The organism is Methylobacterium sp. SD274, from assembly GCF_017355285.1.
GTDB lineage: Bacteria > Pseudomonadota > Alphaproteobacteria > Rhizobiales > Beijerinckiaceae > Methylobacterium.
This window is the reverse complement of record NZ_JADIJP010000013.1, coordinates 98954-111222: the sequence shown is the minus strand read 5'-3', so window position 1 is coordinate 111222 and position 12269 is coordinate 98954. Positions and strand designations below refer to the sequence as shown.

Below are 12269 nucleotides of genomic sequence, written 5' to 3'. Positions count from 1 at the left end.
GACCTTACGCGAATCACATGCGGGTTCGGGTTCAGGCTGCGCCCTGACGGCACTTCCCGTCGAGGTTCAGGTACTGCACGCTGCGCAGGCCCGCCTCGAACCACGCCCCACCCGACTTCGTCCGGTCGTAGGCGTAGAGATTGATGACGATGGCGCCATCCGGCGACGTGAGCGTCGCCGGCACCTGCGCATCGTCGAAAGCCCAGATCGGGCGCGGCACGCCCTCACCGAAATCGGCCCGGCTACCGTCCATCTCGAACTGGCTCACCCGGGCGAAGACCAGCCGCTCGTTCTGGTCGGAAATCGCGAAGGCGAAGCCGACCTTGGGGCTTCGCCCGACGAAATTGTAGAATTCGCAATAGAGCGTCGGACTCTTGCGCGACGGCCCTGGCGCCGGTCGGGGCACCTCCGCGACAGAGGGTGCGGGCGGTTCGCGCCCCTCACCCAGAACGAAAAGGGCGAGGACGACCGAACCGACCACGGCGAGCCCCGCGAGACCGAGACTACCCTTCGTCATCGCGGGTCCGCTCCCGAACGCCAGACTTCCGGGCGGGACCGATCGTCGAGACGACGAAAGGGAGGATGGCGCGCCATCCTCCCTTCGCTGTCGGACGATCGTCGCGCGGCCTGCCTAGGAAGGCACGCCGCTCCGCCGTGGGAGACCGTGGATTACTCCGCGGCTTCCTGATGCGGCACGACGGTGACGAAGGCGCGGCCGCGCTTCGTCAGGAACAGCACGCGGCCATCCGCCTTGGCGAAGAGGGTGTGGTCCGTGCCGATGCCGACATTGACGCCGGGGTGGAACTTGGTGCCGCGCTGACGGACGATGATGTTGCCGGCGATGACGGCTTCGGCACCGAACTTCTTCACGCCGAGGCGCTGGCCGGCCGAATCGCGGCCGTTGCGGGACGAACCGCCTGCTTTTTTATGGGCCATGGTGGCTTAAACTCCGAAATGTCTCGATCAGAACGTCAGGCGCTGATGCCGGTGATGCGCACCACAGTGTGGTGCTGGCGATGACCGCGCTTGCGGCGCGAGTTCTGACGGCGGCGCTTCTTGAAGGCGATGACCTTGGCGTCGCGGCCGTGGCTGACGATCTCGCCGGCGACGCTGATGCCCGACAGGAGCGGAGCGCCGACCTGGGTGGCGCCCGCGCCGTCCGTGAACAGCAGGACTTCGCCGAAGGTCACGGCGGAGCCGGGTTCGCCCTCGACGGTGGCGATCGTGATGGTGTCGTTGGCGGCAACGCGATACTGCTTGCCGCCCGTCTTGATGACTGCGAACATCGTTCTCTCTTCGTGTTCTCTGCCGGCCTCCAGCCTAGCGAGCCTGGACCGTCTTCTTGTTCAGGTCATCCGCGACACCGATCGAGCGATGCTGCGAACGCGAAACGCGCGGACTTCGTCGAGGAAGCCGCGCGAGCGTCGGTGGATAAGCGTGGAGGGGGTGATTTGTCAATGCGACGTTGCCGGAGCACGGCTCAGTGCGGCTCGACTCCGGTGTCGTCCCGTTCGGCGAGAACGGCTTCCACGATGGACGGATGGCGCGCGATGATCGCGAGCAGGATGCGCGCGGAGGCGTCCGGCCGGTTGCGGCCCTGGTCCCAGTTCTGCACCGTATCGAGCTCGAATCCGAATGCCGTCGCGAAATCCGCCTGGGACAGGTTCATCCTCGTCCGGATCTCCTTGGGACTGACGTCCGGAATTCTCAACTCGACGGCCTCGATTCCAAGGTCCGAGAACCGGGCCACGAGAGCGCCGGAATCCTCGCTCCACATTTGAGCGGCGACCGTATCGCCCGCGGCGATCCGCTGAAGGAACGCATGTGCCCGCTTGAGGGACACGCCCTGCGAGACCAGGAGGCGCGCTACGTCGACCGGCCGGTCGATCTCAGCGTTCATGCGCAGCCGCAGACGAATGGGGGTACCGAAACGGGCGCTGGATGCGGCCTTTGGTACGCCCCGTCGTGCGAGTGCTTCCTTCAACGACAAGGCCATCGGCGCCCGCCTCCTCCATCAGCTTTCGTGCGATCGCGTTGAGGCCTGCCCGCCCAAGTGCGCCGGGAGACAATCCCTGAACGTGCGTCGCCTCGATCACCAGAATAGTGCCTCGGATCAAGACGCGTCCGATCAGGTCGATCCGCCCCACGGGCGTCCCGATGGACACGAGGACGACATCGCCTTCCACATCGGAGACCTCGACCGAAACCTCATCGGTAGTCCACATATACGCGCTTCACGTACAGATGAGGAGTCGCTCTTTCCGAATGGTCACCGCTTCATCAAGCCGCCCAGCACGTTCCGCAGGATCGCGTTGCCCACCTGCGTTCCCACCGTCCGCGCCATCGAGCGGGCCGCGTTGCCAATGACCTGTTCGGCGAGGCCCTGCGGCGGGCGGCGGCCTCCCTTCGCGGCGGGTTTGGAGCCGAGGACACCGCCGAGCAGATCGCCGAGCATGCCGCTCAGGCCGCCTTCCGATTGCTGCGCCGCCTCAGCGGGAGCGGAATCCAGCCCCTTGCGAGCGGCGAGGATCTCGTAGGCGCTCTCATTGTCCACCGCCTCGTCGTATTTGCCGCGCAGCGGGCTTTTCGCGATCAACTCGGCGCGCTCGGCCGGTGTCAACGGCCCGACCCGACCCTGCGGCGGAGCGATGAGGGCGCGCTCCACCATCGAGGGCGTGCCCTTGGCCTCGAGGAAACTCACCAGGGCCTCGCCGACGGCGAGTTCGGTGATGGCAGAGGCGACGTCGAAACCGGGATTCTGCCGGAACGTGTCGGCGGCGGCCTTCACCGCCCGTTGGTCGCGGGGCGTGAAGGCACGCAAAGCGTGCTGGACCCGGTTGCCGAGCTGGCCGAGCACCGATTCCGGCAGGTCGAGGGGGTTCTGGGTGACGAAATAGACGCCGACACCCTTGGAGCGGATCAGCCGGACCACCTGCTCGACGGCATCGAGGAGGGCCTTGGGCGCATCGTCGAACAGGAGATGCGCCTCATCGAAGAAGAAGACCAGCTTGGGCTTGTCGAGGTCTCCCACCTCCGGCAGCTGCTCGAACAGTTCCGACAGCATCCAGAGCAGGAACGAGGCGTAGAGGCGCGGCCGCTGCATCAGCTTGTCGGCGGCCAGGATGTTTATGATGCCGCGCCCGTCGCGGTCCCGCTTCATGAAGTCGTTGAGGTCGAGCGCCGGCTCGCCGAAGAACTGGTCCGCGCCCTGGTTCTCCAGCATCAGCAATTGCCGCTGGATCGCCCCGACGGAGGCGGCCGAGACGTTGCCGTATTGGCCCGAGATCTCCTTGAGGTTCTCGGTGCAGTAGAGCAGCAGCGCGCGCAGGTCCTTCAGGTCGAGGACCGGCCATTGGTTGTCGTCCGCGACGCGGAAGGCGATGTTGAGCACGCCTTCCTGCGTGTCGTTGAGTTCGAGCAGCCGGGCCAGCAGCAGCGGCCCCATCTCGATCACCGTGCAGCGGATGGGGTGCCCTTGCGCCCCGAACAGGTCCCAGAAGACGGTGGGGAAACGGTCGGGCTCGTACGTGATCCCGAGTTCCTCCGCGCGCTTGACGAAGACCGGTTTTGATTCGCCCGCCGCCGCCAGCCCCGAGAGGTCGCCCTTGATGTCGGCGGCGAAGACCGGGACGCCGGCATTGGAGAACCCTTCGGCCAGTACCTGGAGCGTCACCGTCTTGCCGGTACCGGTGGCCCCGGCCACGAGGCCGTGGCGGTTGGCGAGCCTGAGCGTGAGGGCTTCCGGCTTGGTGCCGCTTTTGCCAACGAGGAGGGTGCCGTCGCTCTGCATGGTCGCCTGATCCCACCGCCTCGCGTCGCGCCCAGCGCTGCGACCCCGCGGTTATGACGCCCGGGGGACGCATTTTCCAGCAGCACCGCACCCGGCGCTTGATTTCATCGCGGACAGACCAGATGGACTAGGCACACTCATGCGTTGGAGCATCGTTACATGGAAGAGTTGATTGCCCGCGTCACCACCAAGACCGGGCTCGACGCCGCGACGGCCCAGACGGCCATCGGCCACATCCTCGCCTTCCTGCAGAAGGAAGGCCCGGCCACCGAGGTCGCCCAGCTCTTCGCGGCGATGCCCGGCGCGGATGCGGCGGCGGCCCAGGCGAACGAGGGCGAGGGCGGCGGCGGCCTGATGGGCATGCTCGGCGGCATGATGGGCGGGGGCGTGATGGCCCTCGGCCAGAAGCTGATGGCGGCCGGCGTACCCATGGGGCAGATGCAGCCCCTCGGCCGCGAACTCTTCGCCTTCGGCCGCGAGAAGGCCGGCGAGGACGTGATGGGGCCGATCGTCGGTTCGATCCCCGGCCTGAACCAGTTCGTCTGAGACCGGTTCGGCTAGCCTCTCTTCCCCGGTGCCTGAGCCGGAGAAGAGGAGAATGGGAAAGGTTCGGCGGCTACCCATGGAAGGGTCGCCGGCGAACCATTTTGGCGCGACACTAACCGTCTCTGGATTCACGCAAAAGCCTGTCATAAAAGCGTTCGGGCTTCGTGGTGATGTGACCTCGCGGATATGAGGCTCCGGCGCTCCATCAGGAGCCGGCCTCGCGGGTCCGACAGAGCGGAATGGACTGATGGTCCCGAACTTCGCACGCGATGCCTCCACGGCGTGGCTCAATGGCTGGGAGGCGCATGTCCATGCTCCCATCGCCCGGTTCAAGCAGAAACGCCTTGAGGCGGGGCATGCGGGTTTCGCGGGCATTCCGGGATTTGCCGGCCTTCCCGGCTTCGGCGCCAGGGCGCTGGTTCCCCCCGGTGCGACGCCGATCCGGTTCAAGCCGCGCCTGAAGAAGCCCCTCGCCGCGCCGGGGCTCGATCCGGTCCTCGGCCGCATCGGCGATCTCGAAGTCCGCCTCGCCACCACCGTTTCCGAGATCCGCCGCGCCCAGCGCCTGCGCTACCAGGTGTTCTACCAGGAGATGTCGGCGGTGGCCTCCGGCATGTCGCTCCTGTCCCGGCGGGACATCGACGATTACGACACGGTCTGCGACCACCTGCTGGTGATCGACCATGCGGCGACGGAGGCGAAACCCTTCCGGCGCCCGAGGCCGAAGGTGGTGGGCACCTACCGCCTGCTGCGCCAGGACGCCGCCGACCGCAATTTCGGCTTCTACACCGCCGGCGAATACGACATCGCACCGCTGCTGGCGGCCCATCCCGGCAAGCGCTTCCTCGAGCTCGGCCGCTCCTGCGTGCTCAAACCCTACCGGACCAAGCGCACGGTGGAGCTGCTCTGGGCCGGGATCTGGGCCTATGTCCAGCACCACCGCATCGACGCGATGCTGGGCTGCGCCAGCCTGGAGGGGACCGACCCGAACAGGCTCGCCCTGGCGCTCAGCTTCCTCCACCACCATGCCCGCGCCCCCGAGCCCTGGTGCGCCAGGGCGCTGCCCGGTCGCCATGTCGCCATGGACAGGCTGCCGCGCGAGGTGGTGGACCCGAAGGCCGCGCTCCAATCCCTGCCGCCGCTGATCAAGGGCTACCTGCGGGTGGGGGCCACGTTCGGCGACGGCGCGGTCATCGACCACCAGTTCGGCACCACGGACGTGTTCGTCGTCCTGCCGGTCTCGGCCATCGCCGCCCGCTATATCGGCCATTTCGGCCCGGCCGCGAACAAGCGCGCGGCCTGAGCCCCCCAGCAGGTTTACATCGCAGAACCGGGGGCCACTTCTGCGAAACCTGCTTAGGCCGCCGCGCTCACGCGGCGGGATTTCAGGTAGGCCGCGACCTCGTTGGCGGGGAGCGGCCGGCTGAACAGGAAACCCTGCACCTCGTCGCAGCCCTCGCTCCTGACGAGTTCGAGCTGCTCGGTCGTCTCGACGCCCTCGGCCACGATCCCCATGCCGAGCCGCTCGCCGAGGCCGACCACCGCGCGCACGATGGCCGCCGCGTCGGGCTCGGCGATATCCTTGATGAAGGCGCGGTCGATCTTGATCTTGTCGAAGGGAAACCGACGGAGATAGCTCAGCGACGAGTATCCGGTGCCGAAATCGTCCAGCGCGATCTTGACGCCCAGCGCCCGCAGGCGGTGCAACGTCGCCACGACGCCCTCCGGGTCCCGCATCAGCGCGCTCTCGGTCACTTCGAGTTTGAGCCGATCCGTCGACAGGCTCGCCCCGTCGAGGGCGCTCGACACCGAGCGCTCGAGGTCGTGCTGGAACTGCACCGTCGAGATGTTGACGGCGACGCGGATCTCGTCCGGCCACGTCATCGCCTCGCGGCACGCCTCCGCCAGGGCCCAGGCGCCGAGCGACACGATCAACCCCGTCTCTTCGGCCACCGGAATGAATTCGCCGGGCGAGATGAGCCCGCGCTCGGGGTGATGCCAGCGCATCAAAGCCTCGAAGCTCGTGACCCTGTCGGTCACGAGGTCGATGACCGGCTGATAGACGAGGAAGAAGTCCCCCCGCCGGATCGCCTCCTTCATGTCGAAGGCGAGAAGGTGCCGCGAGGAATGGCGCGCGGCCAAGGCGGGCTCGAACAGCCGATAGGTATCGCGCCCGATCGTTTTGGCCTCGTAGAGCGCGATATCCGCCCGCCGGAGCAGGTCATCGACGGTAATGGCCTCACTCGGCATCATCGCGCCGCCGATGCCGACACCGATCTCGACCACCATGCCGTCGATCTCGATCGGCGCACCGAGCACCGCGATCACATGCCCGGCGACCGCGTCCGCCTCGTCCGGCCCCGTCAGTCCCTCGAGCACGAGCGCGAACTCATCGCCACCGAGCCGCGCCACGGTGCCGCCGTCGCCCACCGCCTGGAGCAGGCGGTCCGCGACGATCCGGAGGAGACGGTCGCCGCCGCTATGGCCCAGCGTGTCGTTGACCGCCTTGAAGCCATCGAGATCGCAGGTGAGGACCGCGACGGTGGAGCGGCCCTCGCGGGGGCGCATCACGACCCGGTCGAGATGGTGGCGAAGCAGGCGGCGGTTCGGCAGGCCCGTCAGGTCGTCATGCAGGGCCAGATACTCGGCCCACGCCTCGGCTTCGTGGCGATGGGTGATGTCGATCTGGGTTCCGACCGCACGCAGGGCCTGGCCCGCGAGGTCACGATCCACGGCGCGGCCGCGGGTCAGGACCCAGAACGACGTGCCGTCGCGGCAGACCACCCGATGCTCGCACTCGCAGGTGGAGGTGAGGCCTCTGACATGCTCGGCCATGGCGAGGGTCAGGCGCTCACGATCCTCCGCATGGACGATGTGATCCATCGGTTGGCGGGCCTCGATGGCATCGACGGCGTAACCGAGCCGCGCCAGCCAGCGTTCGGACATCCAGATCGTCCCGTTGGCGAGGTTCCAATCCCAGATCCCCTCTACGCCGCTATCGAGCGCGAGCGCGAGACGCTCCTCGCCCAGCCGCCTTCTCTCCTCGCTCGCGCGCAAGGCCCGCACGGATCTCGACCAGCCCTTTAGGACGATGCGAGGGCCGGACCGTCCCGCATCCGCGCCGCGGAGGGCACGGCCGGGGAAATGAGTCCGGCGAGACATGTCCGTCGGCAGATTCCCGGTGGCGGGGCGGTCATCGGTTGCGCACGGTCGCATCCGCCAGACCATCGTTCGAAGCCACGCGGCCATCTTCAGCGGCGCCGCCATCGCTTCACTCACGCCCGGCAAGTCCGAGGCGGATGCAAGTCTGAGGCGGATGTGAGAATCGCCCGCACCCTTGCGGGGTGAACGAATTTCGCTCTGACCATGAACCGTGTGCCGCCACGACCCGCTTTCCATTCGATGGCGATACTTGCGCAAAACCGCCAGAATCAGCCGGTGCCCCTCATGCTTCAAGCATCGTTATGCGAAGAGCGCCTTAATGAGAAGTCAATGTGACCGTGAAATAGCGCACTTAACTTGCATTCAAATTGTCGCACCATATTTTAAGGCAAGTTTCTACAACAATATAAAAATCTACCGGTATAGATGTACTAGACGTGACTTTGCCTATACGACACATTTATTATAAACCGATGTTAGTATGCAGAGGATAGGGCCAAAATTGATCGATGACCGGATCGCACACGGGTCCGATGAATCAAGACATGAATACCGCAATTCCATAGATCAGCGTGAATTCGAGTCGAGATGAATTCTTCCTCCTCAAATAGAGAAAGTCTTCGCAAGAAACCTAGCAGCCCGCATCGAAATTTTTTACAGCCCGATCCGAAAACCGGTCGCGCAAGAGAGATTCTTACGGTCGGGGGCCGATTAAAAATAAACCGAAATCATTCATTCCGCCGTAGATCATTCATGCCCGAGCAAAGAAGCAGTCGCGACAACAGACGCTTCGTTGCCATTCGGCTCCCTCCTGTGAGGGAAATGACCGAAATCTGCGTCGTCCTCGCGATGGGATATGTTCTCGAGCGTCACGCCCTGGCATCGGCGACCAGTGCGGCCAGGCCCTCGCGGTAGGTCGGATAGGCGAGATCGACGCCGAGCTCCTCGCGGATCAGGCGGTTCCGCACGCGCTTGTTCTCGCCGTAGAAGCTGCGCGCCATCGGGCTCAGATCCGCCGTCTCGAAATCGATCTCGGGCGGCAGCGGCAGGTTGGCGAGGCCGGCGGCGTATTCGGTCACCACTTGCGGCGGCGTCGGCTCGTCGTCGGTGACGTTGTAGACCGCCTGTGCCCTCGGCCTGTCGATGGAGGCGAGCAGGGTCGTGGCGATGTCGTCCACATGGATGCGGTTGAACACCTGACCCGGCTTGATGATGCGCTGCGACTTGCCCTCGCGCAGCTTCACGATGGGGTTGCGGCCCGGCCCGTAGATGCCGGACAGCCGAAACACCTGCACGGCCTTGCCGGTCTCCTGCCCGAAGGCGAGCCAGACCTTCTCCACGGCGATGCGGCCATGCGAGCGCCCGCTCGTGGGGTTGGGCGGCGTCGTCTCGTCGATCCACGCACCCTGCTGGTCGCCGTAGATCCCGATGGTGGAGAGGTAACCGATCCAGCCGATTCGGCTGTCGGCGATGGCGTCCCGGTAGCGGGCCAGCACCGTGTCGCCGTCGCGGGACGGCGGTGCCGAGACCAGCAGCACGTCCGTATCGGCGAGGTCGCCCGCGATCCGCGCGTCGTCCGTCTCGGGGCCGAAGCCGCGCAGGGCGACGCCGTCGAGGCCAGCGCCCGGCCGGGCCGGGTCGGTGACGGTGGCGCGGATCTCGCCGAACCGCCCCGCCGCGCGTTCGACGAAGCGGCGCGCCGTGAAACCCAGACCGAAGACGAAGAGGTTCATGCCGTCGTGTTTCCCGCGTGATCGAGTGCCGCGCGCCATTCGGCGCCGACCTCGGCATCGGTTTCGCCGATGGCGTGGCTGTTGAAAAGGCCGCGCATCGCCGCCGCGTCGGTGAGGCGGCTCGACGCCCAGACCGCCATGCCGCGCACCAGGGGCGACGGATCGGAGAGACAGCGTTCGGCTTCTGGAGCGAGCGCCGGATCGCCGGAATTGCCGATGGCGATGAGGACGTTGCGCAGGAAGCGGTCGCGCCCCGTGCGCTTCACCGGGGTTCCGGCGAACCGCGCCCGGAAGGCCGCATCGTCGAGACGCGCCAGTTCGGCGAGGGGAGGCGCGGCGAGGTCGGCCCGCGCGCCGAGGCGCGCCTCCGAGGCGGCGGCGGCGAACTTGTTCCAGGGGCAGACGGCGAGGCAATCGTCGCAACCGAAGACCCGGTTACCGATGGCCTCGCGGAATTCGGGCGCGATCGGCCCCTCGTGCTCGATGGTGAGGTAGGAGATGCAGCGCCGCGCATCGAGCTGGTACGGGGCGGGAAACGCAGCGGTCGGGCAGATGTCGAGGCAGCGTCGGCACGAGCCGCAATGGTCGGCCTCGGGCAAGTCCGGCACGAGATCGGCGGAGGTATAGATCGCTCCGAGCAGGAGCCAGTTGCCGTGCTCGCGCGAGATCAGGACCGTGTGCTTGCCCTGCCAGCCGAGGCCCGACGCGGCGGCGAGCGGCTTTTCCATCACCGGCGCGGTGTCGACGAAGACCTTCACCCGCACGTCGCCCTTGGCGGAGAGGTAGCCGCCGAGCTCCTTCAGCTTGCCCTTCACTACATCGTGATAATCGCGGCGCTGGGCATAGGCCGCGATGGCGCCGCGATCCTTCAGGGCCAGCAGCGCAAGCGGATCGGCCTCGGGGCCATAGTTCATGCCCAGCATCACGATGCTGCGAACGCCCGGCCAGAGAACCGCCGGATCGGCGCGCTGGTCCGCGCGCTCCACCATCCACTCCATCTCGCCGTGATGCCCGGCGGCGAGCCAGGCCGGCAGCCGCTCGCGCAGGGCCGGCACCGCATCGGGGGTGGTCACCCGCACCGCGTCGAAGCCGAGATGCCGGGCGCGGGCCTCGAGCGCCTGCCTCAGGGCATCGCCGGAGAGAATTTTGCGCTGCTCACGGCGGCCGGCCGCCTGCTCGCCCTCTGCCCGGAACTGGCCCGAAGGGGCGTTCAGAAATCCAGGTCCGCGTAATGATCCGCCGGGGCCATGCCCGGAACCCGGTCCGCCAGCAGCGTCCGGAAGGAGGGGCGCGATTTCAGCCGCGCGTACCAGTCCCTCGCCGTCTCGTCCTCGTCCCATGGCACGTCGCCGAGATAATCCACGCAGGAGAGGTGGGCCGCGGCCGCGAGATCCGCATAGGTCAGATGGTCGCCGGCGATCCATTTCCGGCGGGACATCAGGTAGCCGATATACTTCATATGGTAGCGCACATTGGTGCGCGCCGCACGAATGGCATGCATGTCCGGCGGACCGCCGCCATTGGCGCTGGTCATGAAGCGCTTCGAGATCTTCTCGGTGACGAGATAGCCGGTCACCTCGGCATCGAACTTCACCAGGAACCAGTCGAGCAGGCGGCGGACCTCCACGCGATCGGCGGTGGCCTCCGGCAGCAGCCGGCGCCCGGACAGGCCGAGGCCGCGGGTCTCGTCCAGATATTCGGCGATGATGCCGGCCCCCGGCACCGCGAGCCCGGTCTCCTCCACCAGGACCGGCGTCGTCCCGGCCGGATTGATGAGGAGGAACGCCTCGCGCCGGTCCCAGACCCGCTCTTCCACGAGTGCGGGCTCCATGCCCATCTCGCTGAGCACGAGACGGATGAAGCGCGAATGCGGACAGAAGGGTGAGTGGTGAAGCGTCGCCATAGAGGCCGTTTCGAAGGGGATGGAACCGCGGGACGCGCCGTATCGAGACCGCCGGTGGGTGAGGGTCGCCAGTCGAGACTTATTGCCCGATCATTGCCGCCTCATTAACACGCTGGACATGTTCCGGTAACCGCTCGTCAACTCTGATCGCCGACACCGTCCGGCGACCCCGCGCTCCCACCCCACAACAACCGAGGCGAGACATGATGGATGCCATGAGCATCGTGAAGGCGGTCGTGCTCGCCGTCGTCGAAGGCGCCACCGAGTTCATTCCGGTCTCCTCCACCGGCCACCAGCTCCTGGTCGGCCACTTCATCGGCTTCCAATCGCCCAACAACACGTTCGAGGTGCTGATCCAGCTCGGCGCGATCCTGGCGATCCTGGCCGTCTATTTCCGCCGCCTCCTCGGAATCGCCGTGGCGTTTCCGAGCGATCCGAACGCGAGGCGCTTCGTCCTCGGCATCCTGCTGGCCTTTCTGCCGGCGGCGATCATCGGCGGCCTGTTCTCGAAAGCCATCAAGTTCTACCTGTTCAATCCCTGGATCGTCTGCGCCACCCTGGTGGCCGGCGGCCTCGTCCTCCTCGTCCTCGACGAGACCGACCTCGAGGTGAAGAAGCGCGACGTCTTCGACTTCACCCTGCCGATGGATTTCAAGATCGGCCTGTTCCAGTGCATCGCGATGATCCCCGGCGTGTCGCGCTCGGGCGCCACCATCGTCGGCGCGATGCTGATGGGAGCGGACAAGCGCTCGGCCACCGAGTTCTCGTTCTACCTCGCGATCCCGACCATGGCCGGCGCCTTCGCCAAGGACCTCCTCGACAATTACAAGAACCTCTCGCAGGACGATGCCGGGCTCATCGTCATCGGCTTCGTCGTGGCCTTCCTCTCGGCCTTCGTCGTGGTCCGCACCGTGCTCGACTACGTCTCCTCCCACGGCTTCCGGCTGTTCGCGTGGTGGCGCATCATCGTCGGCTCGCTCGGCTTTGCGGGGTTGATCCTGTTCGGCTGACGAACCCGCCTCGTGGCCCCGGACCCGCGCCCGCGCTGGGACCCAGGGCCACGAGGTCGCGACTTGGCTCCGACCTTCGTTTTTCTTTGAGTCCGCGCTGATTTCTTTGATGAGTCGGGCGTGTT

Annotated in this window: 12 protein-coding genes; 3 read left to right on the top strand and 9 right to left on the bottom strand. The window is 66.6% G+C overall.

Annotated elements, in window-relative coordinates:
• Window positions 1-31: 31 nt before the first annotated feature.
• The 5 genes from IPV08_RS13235 to IPV08_RS13215 all read right to left on the bottom strand — a co-directional run bounded on the left by IPV08_RS13235 (window position 32) and on the right by IPV08_RS13215 (window position 3790).
• Window positions 32-517 (bottom strand): hypothetical protein, encoded by a 486-nt coding sequence (locus IPV08_RS13235; RefSeq protein ID WP_207412207.1) that lies wholly within the window; start codon window positions 515-517, stop codon window positions 32-34.
• Between the two features lie 152 nt (window positions 518-669).
• Entirely contained in the window at window positions 670-936 is a 267-nt protein-coding gene (gene rpmA / locus IPV08_RS13230) for a 50S ribosomal protein L27 (protein WP_056422330.1), read from the bottom strand.
• 35 nt (window positions 937-971) lie between these two features.
• Entirely contained in the window at window positions 972-1286 is a 315-nt protein-coding gene (gene rplU / locus IPV08_RS13225; protein WP_056422333.1) for a 50S ribosomal protein L21, read from the bottom strand.
• Between the two features lie 194 nt (window positions 1287-1480).
• On the bottom strand, window positions 1481-1996 hold the full coding sequence (locus IPV08_RS13220) for a hypothetical protein (protein WP_207412206.1): 516 nt from the start codon (window positions 1994-1996) through the stop codon (window positions 1481-1483).
• 273 nt (window positions 1997-2269) lie between these two features.
• Window positions 2270-3790, bottom strand: coding sequence for a helicase HerA-like domain-containing protein (locus IPV08_RS13215; RefSeq protein ID WP_207412205.1), 1521 nt, complete (start codon window positions 3788-3790; stop codon window positions 2270-2272).
• 159 nt (window positions 3791-3949) lie between these two features.
• Between IPV08_RS13215 and IPV08_RS13210 the strand changes: the two genes are divergently transcribed.
• Together IPV08_RS13210 and IPV08_RS13205 are read left to right on the top strand one after the other, a co-directional pair.
• Window positions 3950-4336 (top strand): hypothetical protein, encoded by a 387-nt coding sequence (locus tag IPV08_RS13210; protein WP_056422339.1) that lies wholly within the window; start codon window positions 3950-3952, stop codon window positions 4334-4336.
• Between the two features lie 247 nt (window positions 4337-4583).
• Window positions 4584-5639, top strand: a complete 1056-nt coding sequence (locus tag IPV08_RS13205) for a GNAT family N-acetyltransferase (protein WP_207412204.1) — start codon at window positions 4584-4586, stop codon at window positions 5637-5639.
• 53 nt (window positions 5640-5692) lie between these two features.
• Here the strand turns inward: IPV08_RS13205 and IPV08_RS13200 are convergent, their stop codons facing one another.
• The 4 genes from IPV08_RS13200 to IPV08_RS13185 form a co-directional block, all read right to left on the bottom strand.
• The gene (locus IPV08_RS13200; protein WP_207412203.1) at window positions 5693-7498 is read right to left on the bottom strand and encodes an EAL domain-containing protein; all 1806 of its coding nucleotides are present in this window, start codon (window positions 7496-7498) and stop codon (window positions 5693-5695) included.
• Window positions 7499-8367: 869 nt separating this feature from the next.
• The gene (locus tag IPV08_RS13195; protein WP_207412202.1) at window positions 8368-9231 is read right to left on the bottom strand and encodes an SDR family oxidoreductase; all 864 of its coding nucleotides are present in this window, start codon (window positions 9229-9231) and stop codon (window positions 8368-8370) included.
• The gene (gene queG, locus IPV08_RS13190) at window positions 9228-10358 is read right to left on the bottom strand and encodes a tRNA epoxyqueuosine(34) reductase QueG (RefSeq protein ID WP_207412220.1); all 1131 of its coding nucleotides are present in this window, start codon (window positions 10356-10358) and stop codon (window positions 9228-9230) included. Before queG ends, IPV08_RS13195 begins: the two co-directional genes overlap by 4 nt.
• Before the next feature lie 83 nt (window positions 10359-10441).
• Window positions 10442-11134 (bottom strand): glutathione S-transferase family protein, encoded by a 693-nt coding sequence (locus IPV08_RS13185; RefSeq protein ID WP_018041671.1) that lies wholly within the window; start codon window positions 11132-11134, stop codon window positions 10442-10444.
• A gap of 206 nt (window positions 11135-11340) precedes the next feature.
• Between IPV08_RS13185 and IPV08_RS13180 the strand changes: the two genes are divergently transcribed.
• Window positions 11341-12144 carry an undecaprenyl-diphosphate phosphatase gene (locus IPV08_RS13180; protein ID WP_056423249.1) on the top strand — a complete coding sequence of 268 codons (804 nt, stop codon included), beginning with the start codon at window positions 11341-11343 and terminating at the stop codon, window positions 12142-12144.
• Window positions 12145-12269 lie beyond the last annotated feature (125 nt).